The 15,246-nt window shown below is 43.3% G+C and carries 14 protein-coding genes; 5 read left to right on the top strand and 9 right to left on the bottom strand.

Annotated features, from left to right (window positions below):
- The 3 genes from LEPBO_RS41370 to LEPBO_RS0131095 form a co-directional block, all read right to left on the bottom strand.
- A partial coding sequence (locus LEPBO_RS41370) for an IS1/IS1595 family N-terminal zinc-binding domain-containing protein (protein ID WP_315881776.1) occupies positions 1-175 on the bottom strand: 175 nt, incomplete at its 3' end.
- Positions 176-189: 14 nt separating this feature from the next.
- Positions 190-1,467, bottom strand: coding sequence for a hypothetical protein (locus tag LEPBO_RS0131090; protein WP_017291510.1), 1,278 nt, complete (start codon positions 1,465-1,467; stop codon positions 190-192).
- Positions 1,468-2,031: 564 nt separating this feature from the next.
- Complete coding sequence (locus tag LEPBO_RS0131095; RefSeq protein ID WP_036047036.1) at positions 2,032-2,814, bottom strand: hypothetical protein; 783 nt, start codon at positions 2,812-2,814, stop codon at positions 2,032-2,034.
- A 461-nt stretch (positions 2,815-3,275) separates the two neighbouring features.
- Between LEPBO_RS0131095 and LEPBO_RS0131100 the strand changes: the two genes are divergently transcribed.
- Genes LEPBO_RS0131100 through LEPBO_RS0131110 form a run of 3 tightly spaced genes read left to right on the top strand, consistent with a single transcriptional unit; the run spans position 3,276 to position 6,647 of the window.
- A complete protein-coding gene (locus LEPBO_RS0131100; RefSeq protein WP_199323932.1) occupies positions 3,276-4,301 on the top strand; it encodes an ABC-three component system protein in 1,026 nt (341 codons plus the stop codon).
- A 1-nt stretch (position 4,302) separates the two neighbouring features.
- A complete protein-coding gene (locus LEPBO_RS0131105; RefSeq protein WP_017291513.1) occupies positions 4,303-4,779 on the top strand; it encodes an ABC-three component system middle component 2 in 477 nt (158 codons plus the stop codon).
- Positions 4,776-6,647, top strand: coding sequence for an SMC family protein (locus tag LEPBO_RS0131110; RefSeq protein WP_017291514.1), 1,872 nt, complete (start codon positions 4,776-4,778; stop codon positions 6,645-6,647). The genes LEPBO_RS0131105 and LEPBO_RS0131110 overlap by 4 nt, the downstream gene beginning before the upstream one ends.
- Positions 6,648-6,653: 6 nt before the next feature.
- On the opposite strand, the gene LEPBO_RS38865 is transcribed toward LEPBO_RS0131110, so the two are convergent.
- The 3 genes from LEPBO_RS38865 to LEPBO_RS38870 all read right to left on the bottom strand — a co-directional run bounded on the left by LEPBO_RS38865 (position 6,654) and on the right by LEPBO_RS38870 (position 7,803).
- Positions 6,654-7,019 carry a restriction endonuclease subunit S gene (locus tag LEPBO_RS38865; RefSeq protein WP_017291515.1) on the bottom strand — a complete coding sequence of 122 codons (366 nt, stop codon included), beginning with the start codon at positions 7,017-7,019 and terminating at the stop codon, positions 6,654-6,656.
- 220 nt (positions 7,020-7,239) lie between these two features.
- On the bottom strand, positions 7,240-7,431 hold the full coding sequence (locus LEPBO_RS0131120; protein ID WP_017291516.1) for a hypothetical protein: 192 nt from the start codon (positions 7,429-7,431) through the stop codon (positions 7,240-7,242).
- A 120-nt stretch (positions 7,432-7,551) separates the two neighbouring features.
- Complete coding sequence (locus LEPBO_RS38870; RefSeq protein ID WP_017291517.1) at positions 7,552-7,803, bottom strand: hypothetical protein; 252 nt, start codon at positions 7,801-7,803, stop codon at positions 7,552-7,554.
- 252 nt (positions 7,804-8,055) lie between these two features.
- Between LEPBO_RS38870 and LEPBO_RS0131130 the strand changes: the two genes are divergently transcribed.
- Together LEPBO_RS0131130 and LEPBO_RS0131135 are read left to right on the top strand one after the other, a co-directional pair.
- Positions 8,056-10,506, top strand: coding sequence for an NACHT domain-containing protein (locus LEPBO_RS0131130; RefSeq protein ID WP_017291518.1), 2,451 nt, complete (start codon positions 8,056-8,058; stop codon positions 10,504-10,506).
- A 185-nt stretch (positions 10,507-10,691) separates the two neighbouring features.
- Positions 10,692-11,783 (top strand): iron-containing redox enzyme family protein, encoded by a 1,092-nt coding sequence (locus tag LEPBO_RS0131135; protein WP_017291519.1) that lies wholly within the window; start codon positions 10,692-10,694, stop codon positions 11,781-11,783.
- Between the two features lie 302 nt (positions 11,784-12,085).
- Here LEPBO_RS0131135 and LEPBO_RS0131140 read toward each other — a convergent pair whose 3' ends face one another.
- The 3 genes from LEPBO_RS0131140 to LEPBO_RS0131155 form a co-directional block, all read right to left on the bottom strand.
- Positions 12,086-12,313 carry a helix-turn-helix domain-containing protein gene (locus LEPBO_RS0131140; RefSeq protein WP_017291520.1) on the bottom strand — a complete coding sequence of 76 codons (228 nt, stop codon included), beginning with the start codon at positions 12,311-12,313 and terminating at the stop codon, positions 12,086-12,088.
- Between the two features lie 255 nt (positions 12,314-12,568).
- Positions 12,569-14,353, bottom strand: coding sequence for an ATP-binding protein (locus LEPBO_RS0131150; protein WP_017291522.1), 1,785 nt, complete (start codon positions 14,351-14,353; stop codon positions 12,569-12,571).
- A 282-nt stretch (positions 14,354-14,635) separates the two neighbouring features.
- A complete protein-coding gene (locus LEPBO_RS0131155; protein WP_017291523.1) occupies positions 14,636-15,124 on the bottom strand; it encodes a hypothetical protein in 489 nt (162 codons plus the stop codon).
- Positions 15,125-15,246: the final 122 nt, after the last annotated feature.

The following is a 15,246-nucleotide window of genomic DNA, read 5'->3' on the forward strand; positions in this document are numbered from 1 at the left end:
TGATTTGCGCTTTGACTTCAGGCAGTCGTCCTCGATAGCTAAAGTTCAAGATAAATGATCGTCTCGAACACTCTAAGTTACGGCAACAATACCGTTGTTTTCCAGCAGCACTGCGACCATGCTTAACGACATCCACACTCTGGCAATCGGGACATTGAACAGGTTCTAGGACCATCTCGACTCAGCCCTCTAACACATCGTTTTCATTCTGCCATATATCCACATATCTAGAACACTACCAACATAGTCTTCAAATTTCTGGGCAGCTTCAGGCAAAGCAAACAGCATAAGAGCATTTAGATCGCACTTGCGAATCGCACCCTCGACAGGAGTAGGATGACCAATTTTCTTGAGAATCTCGCTCAGTTGAATTGTTTGACGCGAGTGAATATCAAAGTTCAATCTATCCTCATTTGCAAAGCGTATGTACCAGTCATAATCTGCTAACGTTTTCAGATTAATTTTGGTCTTTTCTATGATTCTTTCGCTATCCTGAACAGCATTAATTACTGCTTTATCGAAAAGGTTGCGAAATTCATCCAAACCGTCATCCCACTTAATTTCATCTTGATAGAACGCAAAATCAAGTTCTGGTTCGCATCGCAGATGGAGTCCTTTATTAACACCTCGATGTAATAGAGCATATTGATAGATGATCTCAGGCATCTGCACGCCTACAAAGTAAAGACTATGCCCATGACAAAGAGCATACGCTTCTCGACAAATCTGTGCTTTCAATTTCTGCATCGCTTTATCGGCGGAATCCAAATATTTTCCACCTTTAGCTTCAAACGCATCAACTTTCGCCCTAACACTGAAAGACAACGCTGTTACTAACGGTAATCGACAAGGTTCGCCCAACGTAATCTGGTTAAGCTCAGCCTGTACCAAGGACTCTAATCGTTCTGCGCGATCAATTAGGCGATCGGCTTCTACCAAGTCGGGGAGATGATCAACAAATCGCTCATAGACCTCAAGCAGTTCATGAGTGTTCGCGTAGTATTCTCTTCTCCGCCGATTTGCCTCAGTATCTCGGATCTCCCTAACAACATGCTCAAATTCAGAATGCATTTCCTGACGGAGAATGTCCATTTTCTGAGAGAGGTTGTATTGATTGCAGGCTAGAACCTCAAGTGTGCGCTGTTGCCCATTCAGTGCTTTTTGAATGCTGCCAAAATAAGATTGAATTTGCTCATGATTACGATCGAGCTTTTTGCCAATTTTACGAAGCTTAGAGGCATTGTAGACTCCTACACCTAGATTGAGAACACCCAGCGCAAGATTGGCAATTGGAAGCATATCTAAACCAGAAGGTTGAACTACAGTGTCAATTGCCTGGTGAGGTGGTTGAACGCAAGGAATAGATTCACCTGTTGGAATATGTCGAGTATTGTAGGTTCCGGCTTGCCCAATAAATGTCTCATAATTGGAAATATTGCCACCTTTGAAAGGGTAAGGATTTACCATTCAAATGCTCCACATGAATAAACAGGAGTGAAATCGTTCAACCTTCTAGAAGGCGTCAATCATAAGATTCCCGAAAATTCAGGGCAACGCGCAGACCAGAACGTGACGACTCACCATTAGAAGCAGCCCTAGCACGAGAAATGTAATTGCTATATCTGAGCTTTCTAAGATCTTTTCACCGGAATTGTGTAAGAGTCGATACTCGACGCACAACAAACAGAATTAGATAGCCCGCACAGCGTCAATAATTCTGGGCTTGTTCATGTTTCCGGTTGGAAGCGCAATTGGACTTATGGCAATTGCCGCTCCAAACTATCTGATTGCAATCTTCAACTATGCAAGTGGAAGACGTATAAGTTGACTACTAATCAAAATAGATGACAACTTGAAAACGTGAGAAACAAATTTCTGGTTTCACTCTCCTGTTAATCTCTGCTCAAACCTCTACTGGGTGTCAATTCGGTTCGATAGGAGTTGGCACCCAGTAGAGGTTTGGGACAATTACAGCAGGAGGGTCAAGGCGATTCTAGCTAATCCAATAATGCTACAGTTGATGAGCAACCCTCATCTGATAAATAATGCATCTATCTCTGCTTCCTCAAACAGAAAATCGACTGCATCAGCAATATCGATCGCCGCATTACCAAAAACTAGCTGACCGGAGTAAACCGGATAACAACCTTGATATTCTTCGTCGTTGCAGTTGGCAACCGACCCACTAATCTGCAAGGAAAGCGCCTTTTTTAGATCTGCAAGCGATTGCGGCTTTACAGATTCCGTAGATTCAAGAAAGGCGATTACGACTTTTTGGCATCGCTCGATCGCCTTGCCAACCAGAAATTTGTTTGCACCAAACTCAAGCGTCCAGCCATGAGCTGATTTGTAAATTCGCTCTGCGTATCGAGGCGCTCTCACATCTTGTCCCGACGGATGATTCAGCCACCATGCTGATCGTCGAACAAACTCTTGAGCTAACTCTAGCGCAATGGTCTCCTCCCGAACAACCCAGTTTCCTCGTGCTCGGATGCGTCTCATAACCTTTCGATTATGTTCTGCAAGTTGTTCGTGAAGATCGAGTAACTCCTGAGTCTTCTGCCTATTTTCTTCAGCAAGCTGCTCTCGTAGCCTAGCCATCTCATCAAGCAGGCTTTCACTGGTTTCTGCTGTTGGGAATTTGTGCTTGCAGGTCTGACACTCCCGGACTCGTCGAAACCATTGCATGTCGTTATACTTTGATTTGCACCAACGACGATCTTTGGGCAATCCGATCGTTTGAGGGGGGATTGCTCTACAGATGGATAAGTCCGAGCAGGATGGACAGAAAATCGATAATCCTCCTCGTTTCATGAGACTCGAATCTCCGCACTTGCATGACTTCAGGGTGTATCACCCTTTTACCTAGATTTCCCTTCATTTATATTGAGGACGACATCTACGATCGCTGCTCACAGAGCCTTTTTACCTCCTATCGCTCAAAAACTGCCACTTGCGATTGCAGATGCTCTACCTGGAATACTCTACAAGCTCGAAATTCCTTCGATTGCGATGACTAAAGGTAGCTGATGAAATAATACAGATTTAGTTAATGTTAATAACAATACTTACATCTTTATAGCTACTTAATATTAAGCAGAGAGAACGCTGAAAGTTCGATACATCTTCTCTGATTAATGAGATAAACTGCTGTATCATTCAGTTCACAACTATAATTCTACATTCAGCAAATATCATTACCCTTGATTACTGACGACGACTTAAAGCCAATCATACCGAGGACATCTTCCCCATGTCCGTCGGCACATCATGTTTTGAACGGCAATCCCATTCCCAAACCCATCCGCGTGCAATTTTTTTCGCCGTCCGAGTGGGAAGAGTTTATTCAGGAGTGGGCTGTCTCAATAGATAATCAATATGTCAAGGTTAGACGACTTGGCGGATCTGGGGATTTAGGTGTTGATATCGTTGGGTTCATCACTTCGGGTGGGTGGGATCAAGAATGGGATAATTTTCAATGTAAGCAATATAAAAATCCTCTTTGTCCAAGTGACATTTGGGTTGAGATTGGAAAGATCACCTATTATTCCTACAAAGGAGAATATTCACCTCCACGCAAGCATTACTTCGTACCATCTAAGGGTGTCGGCACATCTCTAGAAAAGTTACTCGGAAACCCTAAAAAGTTGAAGGAAGAAGCGAAAGCATGTTGGGATAAATACTGCCGCGATGGAATTACAAAAACTACGAGTGTTAAGCTTGAAGGAGATTTCCTTCAATGGTTTAACGCATTCGATTTCTCCATCTTTTCATCAAAATCCTTCGTTGATCTGATTGAAGACCACAGTCGAACCCACTACCATGCCGTAAGATTTGGCGGAGGTTTACCTGCACGTCCGCAGGCTCCCTTGCCGCCTGACGAGTGTAGCCACGAAGAAACTCGTTACGTGCAGCAGTTATTTGCAGCTTACCAGGATCATCTCAAGGCATCCGTGAATGATATTTCAGACCTCTCGCCCGCTCTAGCAAGAGACTTTCAGAGACAAAGAACACGCTTCTACCATGCTGAATCATTACGTAACTTCGCTCGCGATACCGTACCTGTTGGAACATTTGAAAAATTTCAAGACGAAGTATTTCATGGGGTGATCGATACCTGCGATAGTGAACATAGCGATGGATTGTCTCGTATGAAAAATACTCTTAATCAAGCGGCAAATCTCTCTATAACATCGAATCCCCTTACCATTGCCGCTGAAATTCAAGATAAGCAAGGTGTTTGCCATCAACTTGCAAATGACAACAGATTAATTTGGGTTCCCCAGACCGAGGAGGCTTAAAATGGCAGCACCTTTTAATAGCCCAATTGAAACTGGAATTCGATCGCTTGTCATTTTGACAGCAGTTTTTCCACGCCAACTCGATTTGCAATACTTAGTTTATTTCGACTACTTAACAGTGCATACAGGAGATGTCGGTGGACCAGAGAGTTTGCACGCTTCTCTTCCTTCACGATCTGGGGAACTGTTAGTACGGCGTAAGTTAGTTGAGCATGGCATTTTATTGATGATGAGTCGGCAATTGATAGAGCGATCTGCTTCGTCCAGCGGCTTTCAGTATGTTGCAACAGACAGCGCTAGTGCATTTCTGTCCATGCTTACTTCACCATATCTCTTAAAACTTAGAGAACGAGCTAATTGGGTCGCTACAACTTTTAGCACTTCTACGATCGAAGACTTGCAATCTTTGGAAAGGCAATTCTTTAGAGAATGGTCCTCACAATTTCAGCCTATTGAGCGCGTAGGAGAGGTAAGATGACGTGGCAACCTCTTCAGTTACGTGGAATCTCATTTATTGGTCGAGAAGGCAAAGAACCTGCTCTACTACGGTTTCGTAGTGGCTTAAATGTGATTTGTGGAGCATCTGACACTGGAAAGTCATTTATTGTTGAAGCTATTGATTATCTCTTAGGTGCTAGAGATCCACTCAGAGATATTCCAGAACGGATCGGTTACGATCGAGCAAGACTAAGTCTGGAGACTGTAGACGCTGACGGTCAGTTCACTCTTCAAAGAAGTACGACTGGCGGAGATTTCCAGAAATGGGATGGAGACTGGCTCCTAAGCAACCCTAGCTCTACTGGAATTATTCTTAAAGCAAAACATTCGGAAAATACTAACTCCCTTTCCAGCTACCTATTGCAGTCCCTTAGATTAGCGGGCAAAAGAGTAAAGAAGAGTCAAGCTGGAGACACCCAAAATCTCAGCTTCCGAAATCTCTCAAAGTTAGTAGTAGTTCAGGAAAACAGCATTACCAAACGCGGATCTCCATTCTTATCTGAACAGAGGACTAGCAATACCGCAGATTATTCTGTTTTCAAGCTACTACTTACCGGATTAGATGATAGTGCTCTAATCAGCTATGCTCAACAACAGGCAGAGGCAACAAACCGTCAACAATCGAACGCTGCCAAGCTTGAAATGCTTAATGAATGGTTAGGTGAACTGCACGAAGAACTCAACCAGATAGGCATCACGCCTACAGAAGCTCAAAATCAACTCTTAGAACTAGAAGCTACATTTGAGCAACAAGGGCACATTATTAGACAAGCGCAATCCGATTTAAACGAGCGGATGCAAATTCGTCGATCGATTTTAGACGAGCAGCAATCATTTCTGGATAGGATAGCAGAGATTAATGGTTTATTGTCTCGTTTCCAGCTTCTGCAAAGACATTACCAAATTGATATTGAGCGTCTAGAAGCAATACAAGAGTCAGGAACGCTATTTGTTCTTTTAGATCATGCTCCGTGTCCTCTTTGTGGGTCTCCCCCAGAGGAACAACACTACCAAGAAGTATGCGATGGCAATGTTGAACAAAACATTGAAGCTGCAAGAGCTGAGATTTCCAAGATTTCCAAGCTTTTGATTGATCTTGAGGATACTGTAATTGACCTTGAAAATGAGCTAGAAGAGGTAACTGCACGTAAAGAAGAGTTAGACCCTCGAATTCAATCACTTACTCAAGAGATTCAGGACATTCTTGCACCTGCGCTCGGTAATGCGGAAGCTAGCCTGAATGAGCTGCTAGGAAGATCCAATCAGTTACAAAAAGTTATTGATGTATCATATCGCATCGAGCATTTGGAAGAGAAAAGACTCAATCTTCTTGAGACCTCCGAAACTTTAAGTAACCTCGCCGTTCCAACAATAGACTTATCTAAATCTGTACTCGATGCCTTTTCTCAAAAGGTTCAACATCTGCTGCAAACATGGGGCTTTCCGAATTGCGATCGCGTTCACTTTGACGAATCAGACAAGGATATCGTTATCAATGGTCAACTTCGTACAAGTCGCGGAAAAGGACTTAGAGCGATTACTCATGCTGCTATGAGCATTGGCTTGATGGAGTTTTGTCGGGAGAGGAATCTACCTCACCCAGGGTTCGTTGTCCTAGACTCACCTCTATTAGCTTATTACGAACCTGAAGGAGTTGCTGATAGTCTGGAAGGAACTGATCTTAAGATTAGATTCTATGAGTACTTAGCTAATAATCATAATGATAGTCAGATCATCATTGTTGAAAATGAGCATCCCCCTGAATCGACCACAGAGAAAATTGAGCTAACAATCTTCACGCGTAATCCTGAGCGAGGACGCTTTGGATTCTTTCCTGTACCCAGTTAGACCTAGCTACTTTACTTTTTTCTTGCTCTTAGATTTTAGCGTTTGGTCTTTCTTTTCAGCACGGATGCGATCGAGTAAATCACAAGCTGGTTCATCATTAGGATCTTGATCGACTAACTCTCCTCTAAAAGCTTTAGCAAGAATTATTTGCTCTAGTCGTTCAAGCAGCTTACTTGCTTTACAGTACTCCTCTTCTATAAGATGAATCGATTGAAAAGCTGCTTCCGCTCGCCGCAAAATTTCCTCTTGCTCACTCAAAGGAGGAACTAGAATCTCAAAGTTTCTGACAGAGCCTACGTTCAAGTGGATTGACGCTGTACCTGTGGTAAGTTCTTTGACTTGAGAGAGAATCACCTCTGAGTTAAGAAGCATTTGCAATTGGTGCAGAGGAATGATGATTTATTTCAGCAATCCTAGCATTCGTAAGCAATGGGAATCTGAAGAGATAAACCAATCCTACTACGGTTTCACGCTGTCACGAATTGAGTAATTCTCACAAATAAAACAGAGCTAGTTCGAGCAGATGATCCCAGCATAATTCAAAGAGATCGCGTGATCGTGCAGTATCATCTGCGATCTCTTTGGGTTCACATTATTCTTTACCCTTAGATTCACCGATCTTGTTTTGCGGCCCAATCGTTTTATTAACCAAGATTACAAAATTGAGAACATCTTGAGCTTGACCGAGAGGTTGGACAAAGCCATCCTGAAGGTAGCTCAAGTAGATGCCTGCGATGACGGAAATTGTTAGCAAAGCCATTCGAGGAGATAACGCTCTGGTCATAGTTCTAGATCGGTAAAGAGCAAGTGAATCGATATTGAAGGATGAAGTATGACGGCAAATTCAGAAGAATCGTTCAGAAGAGATTTAGATTGTTTGATCTCTGCTCTGACTACTCACTATCTAATTTGACCTCGCTTGTACATGAGATGTGATAAGCAAGGTAATGTTCTTGCGACCTACTACATGTACAATATCTCCCGGTACTAGCACCATCAATTCAATGCTATGAGCTGTCCACCATGAGCCTAAGTACTCAACTCTCCAAGCTTTCTCCTGTTGGATAACTTCACTAATAACAGCTTCACATTCATAATCTGCGTTGTCTGAGCCATCAATAATGTTGTTAGAAGAACGGAACCAATTCACAGCCATCTTCTTGTTTCTCCCAATTAGTGAAAGGATTAAATTGGCTGGGCTTTTCCTCGAACAGACGCGATTGAGTAGCCCCTACCTCATTTACGCATGAGGCTACTCATTGATCTAAGAGCAAATAGGTTGACTAGTATTGCCCTATTTGCCCGATTGAGATCGGGCAAATAGGGCAAGAAAACTGCCCCGTTCTGCTCTACTCTCTCAAGTTCAACGTCGCTATAGTGTAAATGTCCATTACAAGGAAAAACTGAAATGGGTCAAGTTGATACAATTCAGCTGAGTGAAGCGGGGCAAAACAAACTGAGAATAGCTTATAAATCGGCGGGGTTCACACAGGAGGTCTTAGCAGATAAAGCATATACCTCTGTAGATACGGTTAGACGAGTGCTTGGCACAAAATCTTGCACAAGTGGAGTGCAACGCTGGATTGTTGAGAATATTGCAGCAGCAGTAGGTCTGACGTTAATGGATTTAGGTATCTCTGACGACAGCAGCTCGCATTTGTCAGCAAATATTGACATTTTAGTAGAGGATCTTCGTAAGCAAGTGCGAGAAAAGATTTATCACTTGTGCAGCATGATGCGAGTGTTAGACATGGCTCAGCCACTGACCTTAAATCGTATCTACACAAGAGTTAATATTCTTGAGTCCATAAGATGTAGACAGCGCAGAGAGCTGCGAGATTTATTAGAGAAGATTTCCTCAAAAGATTGTGAACGCTTTAACTTAGGAGACGTAGTAGAGGGGCAAGTGCCCGGTATAGAAGCTGTTCAAAAATTTGAGAAGCTGATTATTTTAGGTAGACCTGGTGCGGGAAAGACAACTTTTCTGAAGTATTTAGCGATGCAGTGCATTGAGGCGCATTGTATTGATAAGCATTGTGCTGAGACTCGTGCCTCAATCAATGAATGTCTTGATGAATATTGCTCTTCCAAACAAGCGTTGAAACAGTTTGTTCCACTTTTTATTAGGTTAAAAGACTTTGCTGAAACCTCTCTCCAACCCAATCTACTGACATACATTAGCTCATTGTTTAATATTGAGTTAGCTAATCTTGAATTAGTGTTAAATGAAGGACGTGGTCTAATTCTACTAGACGGGCTTGATGAGGTTAGAGAAGATCAAAAGAATCGTGTAAAGCGTGAAATTGAAAATTTCATCAACTATTCCAATTTCTACAAAAGTAGATTCATCATTACATGCCGTCTTGCCGCAGCGGAGTACGATTTCACAAATTTTACAGAGGTAGAAATCTCTGAATTTGAAGATGAGCAAATTGCTTATTTTGTGAAGGGATGGTTCGACAGCGAAGAGAACTCAATTCAAGGAACGAAATTCCTTCAAAAGTTGAATTCAAAAGAAAGTAAGCCTATTCGAGAGTTGGCAGCAAACCCACTTTTGCTAACTTTATTATGCTTAGTCTTTGAAGACTCCGGAGATTTTCCAACTCAGCATTCAGACCTGTATCGAGACGGGTTGGAGGTTCTATTGAAGAAATGGGATGCAAAGAGATCGATTGAGCGGGCGCAGGTGTACAAAAAGCTTTCCCTCAAGCATAAAGAATACTTACTCAGTCAACTTGCTTATTCAACCTTTATCAAAGACAATTGTATTTTCGAGCAAGAAGACGCTGAACGGGAAATTGCAGACTACACCAGCAGATTGTGCAATCACCCTCAAGGCAATCTAGAGTTAGATAGTGAAGCCATACTCAAGTCGATCGAAGCGCAACATGGTCTTCTGACAGAGCAAGCGAAGCGCCTCTACTCCTTTTCTCATCTGACATTCCATGAATACTTCACCGCAAAGCATATTGTAGCTAATTGCGACCCGCATTCGATGGACAGCCCGATCTTAAAGGAGTTAATGCAGTATCTAACCCATCGTTCTTGGCGAGAGGTGTTTCTTTTAACAACCGAAATGCTTGTGATTGCTAACAGCCTGCTTAAACTGATGAAGGCAAAAATAGATGAAATGCTAGCAGAGGATCAGGAACTACAAGCATTCCTTAAGTGGGTTGATGAAAAAGCTAAGCGTCTATCGGCTTCTTTGGGACATACACACAATCTAGCAGCAATTCGAGCTTGTTATCTGGATTTTGATATCGCGATCGATCCAGAACGCTCCCTAGGATGGGTTCTGGATTGTGATTTCACTCGCATTTTTACTTGCTCCTCTTTTTTGGCACGCGCTGCGCGTTGCGGAGTTTACGACATTCTTAAGAACAGAAGTGACGAGCTTCCTGACCTCACTGATCTTCCTGATCTCGATCCCGCGCTAGCAGTTACTTTCGCTCGCGCCGAAACAGCAAGACGGGTTTTGGAAAGAGTGGAAGATCCAAAATTACGAAAGAAACTGAGCAAGCTCAATGCAGAAATACCGCTAGAATTTGGATTTAGTAGTGATATTGATCCAACAATCTTCAGAAACTGGTTAAAAGACAGTGGAAAAGAATGGGGTGACCAACTAAGACGCACTATTGTTCCCTACTACAGTCAGGGTGAAGTTTGGCGGTATGACTATGCAGAGAGTGATGAACCGCAAAGCTCAAACATTCATCTGTTTTCTGAGAAGCAGCGCAATTTACTGCATCAGTATTATCACGCCAATCTGCTTCTCGTTGTCTGTCTCAAAAGCGATTGCCGAATTGATGCCAACGTTCAGCAAGAGATTGAGCAGTCACTATTTCTGCCATCTCAGTAAAATACACTTTGAACCTATCTGTCAGTCCTTGCCGCAGATACTCATGCTGACTGCAAGCAGTTTGCAAATTCAGGAGAATTAATGATGCAGAAACCAGCCATAACAGTAAATCTAGGAAGGTTGAAGTTCTGAAAAGGTAGCCCCCCCTTCAAATTCCAGTCCTGTGCTCAACACAAACTCATCGCATGATTAGAACTTTGCTTCACTATCAATTAAAACATCAAATCGTTGATGTTCCTGCTTTTTCCATACCTCAAGCTCCAACAGAAGCCATTACACTCTCACAAAGAGTTGCCTATCTTCTTTCAGACAATCACGAATCCTTACTGCTATCAGATCGCATTTTAAGAACTTTAGATGTTGATTTAGCTACAGCATTAGATGCAGGATTCAGACAAGAAGATCCTCTTGCACTTCTAGAAATTCACAAAACGCTCTACCAAATCTACGAAGTAAGTTTGTGTCACCCTTTATCACCTGTTTGCCAACACGAGCATAGTCCTTGGTTGTTGAACATTCGTAGACAACTAGAAACGGCATGGATGAATTACGAGCTGCCACGTATCTTGCATCAGCTTCCACACGACCATACAATAAATCATCCAGAGTCACTTTCCGTATGGTTTATCGACCAAGCACATAAAGAATCAGAGACAGATCGAGCTGTATTAAACTTCTTCAAGACTCAAGCAACTATCGAGAATTTCAAATTATTTCTGCGGTCAGAAGCACCTCTATGCTTCCGCTTCTTTGATGCGCTTGCTTTAGCACAACTGTATTCTTCAGAGATAGTCAAGGCAGAGATAACTAGCAACATGTGGGATGAATGTGGACATGGGATAGAGCAAAATTCCCACATCAATCTGTTTACAAGAATGCTTAAGGCGTTAAACATAGAGCCTCCAAAGTTTCCGATCTGGAATGACTGGCGACCTTATGCAGGCTACAACCTTTACTTTTGCTTTGGTTTCAACCGACAGCACTACTTCAGGAGCTTGGGAAGTCTTGCAATGCCTGAGCTTTTTGACTCGAATCGTAATCATGCAATTACTACTGGATTAGAGCGTCTCTATCCCGACGCAGCGTTAAGGTGTAAGTATTTCTATAGTCATTTGGAAGACGAAGACGAACATGGTTCAAACTGGCTATCACGTATCATTCTTCCAATTTCCAAAATTCAACCAGAAGCTGGAATGGAGATGGCAATTGGGGGCGCATTCCGAATGGAAGCTATGCGCCGCTATAATGAGTTTCTCGCCTTGAGATTTGGCTTATGAATTGTTTCCGAAGTAAGGTTGAAAGCGTATTTTCACAATTTTGAGGACTTTCCAATCTTAGTGATTAGACTTCAGCCTGCTCTAAAATCTAATACTTGCATCATCAAACGGTTCGATCTCACATCTGCTTCGTCAAAAGTGCTCCTGGTTGAATTGGAAAAGAGAAGGCAATGAAATCCCACGTAGCTTACATCAACTTGAGAACTTGTTCACAAATCGCTTTCTTGTATCTTGTATCTAGAAGTGTATTTTCGTCCAACCCATATCAGTCCGTCAATCTTAGCTAACCATTAGAGCTTTGGTTATGCAGACCGCTTAGTTTGCAATCGAAGTTCATTGAGAGGAACGTTAACCGCTTCTGAAAAGGCTTCCCACTGCTCGATCGTCATTGAGGGCTGTACCTTACCCTGTTCCCAAGTTCTGAGCGTAGAAGACGCAATATTTAATCTCACGGCTAATTGTTCTTGCGTGAGATTTGCTTCTTCACGCAATTGTTTGATCCAAGTGTTAGTGACACTTTTTTGTCCCATAGCTGCACAGAAGGACTCGGTAAGTTTGAGCAGTGATTAGATGCTGTGCTTAATTATCCCCTGCTACCCCCGATTCTGGCAAAGATTCCGTTAAAAAAGTGATCTAATTCCTCTTTTAAAATTACTCCAATGCTCAGTTTTGTTGCGAGATGTGGTTGATCCACCCGCTTCTTGAAAGGATTCTGAGATCTAATCGCTGATTTCAAGCGGTGGATCATGGCATTGAATCTCAACGTGCAGCAAAAGCGCTTAGTTTCAGCTTTCTGACGTTTCTTCAGGATTGCCGATTATTTCAACCGATCGATTAAATAAAGTTCGTTCTGGGTTTTCATCACTTGAAATCGGTGAAACGCGCACCTCAATTTTCATGTTACTCGGCACAATCCAGCGCAGATATCGATCGACGATCATTTCAATTCGGGTCTTGAGTGCAGCTTCGCTGGAGAGCAGAAGTCGAATCGATTCTTCTTGAGCCGATTCGCGAAAATCTTCTCGTTGCGTTTCATACCTATCTGCATCGCTGTCCTCACTCGGAGAAAAGAAAGAAGCTTCCAACAGTTCCGCTAATTCATAGGGATCAAGCGAATGGTGACGAGTGATCGCGATTGTCACTTCATCTAGAGATGGGGTGTAGGCAAGTTCATCCATTGCCCCAAATCCGATATCCAACACCAAGCGCATTTCGGTATTGGAAAGCCCTGTCTGTTTTCGCGTCACGATCGCGGTGATTTGATCCACGATTCCCTGGGGTGGAAGTTCTTCCAAACCCGCGAATTCTGTAGGTGAAAGAATACGATCGCCAATTTGAATTTCAATCCGCTCGAAGCTGAGTCTGGGCAATTCATCGTACCAAGGATAACCCTGGTATTTTGATTCCGCAGCGAGAAAGGTGAAAGGCAAATCGCTCTTCTCTAAAGCCCGTGCAAAAAGCTGCTGTTGTGGGGCTTCTAATTCATCAACTTCAACAACGATGGTCGTTGCATCGATTGGCTGTGGTGAGTTCCAACCTTGTCCGGCAAGATGGTCGGCGATTGCTGGTGTGAAGGGTTCAAGCTCGGATCGTGCTAGAGACAAATCGATGCCAAAATTGCGGGCTTCGAGCCAATGCGTATGAGACAAATTGTGGGACTCAAGCCGTGCGACTGCTTCGTAAAGCGTTTTGCGAAGTTCGAGCTTGAGCTGCTCAAAGAATTCAGTCTGAACAATTTCTTTTCTCGCAGGCAGCACTAATTTAAGCTCTGGTGCAAACTCGACATCCACTCGGGTTCTAAGCGTCGTTTCATTACAACAGAGGCTCGGCAAATACGCTTGAACCGTGAGACCGTAAAAGTTTAGTGCTCCATCTCTACTGCGCTGTGTCCAGCGGTAATCCCCTGAAACTCCAAGGCGTAATCCTCGCCATGATTTAATCATCTGTGCTCCAGCGAGAAAATCATGACGAGGGAGGTCTGTTTCGTTGAAGGAGACAGGAATGGGAAAATACTGAGCAGCATTTTCAATCACCGTCGATAACGATCGCTTCTGTTCTTGAGCTTTCAGGGGAAATTCAATACAGGTGCCGATTCGAGGTTCAGTCGGTTGTACGGTCGCGATCGCTTGCCCTGAAAAATGCTCTGGCTCAAGTTGAACCTGCCAATTATGTGACGCGATCATTGCGCCACGATTTGCCAAGCTGAAAACGCCCATGCCTGCGGGATCTTCACTTTCGACAATCTCGCCTTCCCAGTCGCTCTGCCCCAAATTTAGCAGCGTTTGAGCAGATTCAATCCCGCAGCCATTATCCTCGATCCGAAGATTTCCTGATTCAATTAGTGAAACCTTAACCTGTGTTGCTCCAGCACGACGAGCGTTTTGAAACAGTTCGTTCACAATGTCTTCTAGTCCTGCATTGAACAGTCGTGTGACTTTGGTGAGAATTTGCGAACTGATTGATGCTGAGATTGGAGATAGAGATGTATCTAGATCCTCGTTGAGCTTAAAGGCACCTGAAAAGCTTGCGTTTGAGAAGTCAGCATTTTGAGCACTCTCTGGCGTTGGCATCTTTTATTCCTGACAAAAATTAGCCTTGAGTCTTCTGTAGCAGGAGAATCAGCTCAGTTCGAGCCTGAGGATTCTGCTACAATTCTCGTCTTTTCTCATGGTTCTCAAACTTCCAAGTTCAAGCGAACACGGTTAAAAAATGGAGGGATGGGATAAAAAAATTAACCATTGCCATCCTCTCCGATCGTCGATCAACCTTTATCTCTTTTCGCGTCGAAGCGAATGAGTGAATGTCCCTCTCAAAAATCCCTCGTGTTGTTCTCAAACTCATTCTGAAAGTGATTAGATGCTCTCGCCTTCAGGCAGAAGAACCTCGAAGACTTTCTGCAAATCCTGAATGTAGAAGCTTGCATATCCTAGAACACTATGCCGACGTATAGTCTTGGGCACTTGAATCTTCAAAGCATCAAGAGCGCTCACCTTGACTGCAACCTTCTTCGGTGTTCTGAGAATTTCGATCGTTCTCAAATCAAGCCTTGGCATCTGCTGATCACCTTCCGCGATCGTAGTTTTCTCTTCAACATCTTGCATAACCTTCTGGTTCAACCCCTGCGTTCTCTCAATCTCCTTCGTTTCGTTACCTTCTTCCATGCTACTCGTTGCTTTCGGTTCCTCCGATTGGACTGCTTCAACTGTTGCTGATGGCATCCATGAAGATGCATCTGTGTTCTTCCAGCAGTAAAGCGGAAATGCGATCGCGAACCAGAGTCCAAACCCAACCTCCATTGCCGTTGCTATCAGGGTCAAAATGCTCTGAATCTGCTCGTACATACAACCTTCTCCAATTCATCAATGTTTAAGTTGTGAATTCGTAACCTGTACTTAATTCAAGGAAAGCGGCTCTGTATCGCTCTTCAACGCTTTCCTTGATTGCACTGAGTCGCAGTGCTCAA

The organism is Leptolyngbya boryana PCC 6306, assembly GCF_000353285.1.
Taxonomy (GTDB): domain Bacteria; phylum Cyanobacteriota; class Cyanobacteriia; order Leptolyngbyales; family Leptolyngbyaceae; genus Leptolyngbya; species Leptolyngbya boryana.

What these genes read in the sequence shown, in the direction of transcription:
- LEPBO_RS0131155 (WP_017291523.1), bottom strand. Translation starts at nt 15,124, where the DNA reads ATGTACGAGCAGATTCAGAGCATTTTGACCCTGATAGCAACGGCAATG.
- LEPBO_RS0131140 (WP_017291520.1), bottom strand. Translation starts at nt 12,313, where the DNA reads ATGGGACAAAAAAGTGTCACTAACACTTGGATCAAACAATTGCGTGAA.
- LEPBO_RS0131150 (WP_017291522.1), bottom strand. Translation starts at nt 14,353, where the DNA reads ATGCCAACGCCAGAGAGTGCTCAAAATGCTGACTTCTCAAACGCAAGC.
- LEPBO_RS0131130 (WP_017291518.1), top strand. Translation starts at nt 8,056, where the DNA reads ATGGGTCAAGTTGATACAATTCAGCTGAGTGAAGCGGGGCAAAACAAA.
- LEPBO_RS0131120 (WP_017291516.1), bottom strand. Translation starts at nt 7,431, where the DNA reads ATGACCAGAGCGTTATCTCCTCGAATGGCTTTGCTAACAATTTCCGTC.
- LEPBO_RS38865 (WP_017291515.1), bottom strand. Translation starts at nt 7,019, where the DNA reads ATGCTTCTTAACTCAGAGGTGATTCTCTCTCAAGTCAAAGAACTTACC.
- LEPBO_RS0131105 (WP_017291513.1), top strand. Translation starts at nt 4,303, where the DNA reads ATGGCAGCACCTTTTAATAGCCCAATTGAAACTGGAATTCGATCGCTT.
- LEPBO_RS0131090 (WP_017291510.1), bottom strand. Translation starts at nt 1,467, where the DNA reads ATGGTAAATCCTTACCCTTTCAAAGGTGGCAATATTTCCAATTATGAG.
- LEPBO_RS0131110 (WP_017291514.1), top strand. Translation starts at nt 4,776, where the DNA reads ATGACGTGGCAACCTCTTCAGTTACGTGGAATCTCATTTATTGGTCGA.
- LEPBO_RS0131135 (WP_017291519.1), top strand. Translation starts at nt 10,692, where the DNA reads ATGATTAGAACTTTGCTTCACTATCAATTAAAACATCAAATCGTTGAT.
- LEPBO_RS0131095 (WP_036047036.1), bottom strand. Translation starts at nt 2,814, where the DNA reads ATGAAACGAGGAGGATTATCGATTTTCTGTCCATCCTGCTCGGACTTA.
- LEPBO_RS38870 (WP_017291517.1), bottom strand. Translation starts at nt 7,803, where the DNA reads ATGGCTGTGAATTGGTTCCGTTCTTCTAACAACATTATTGATGGCTCA.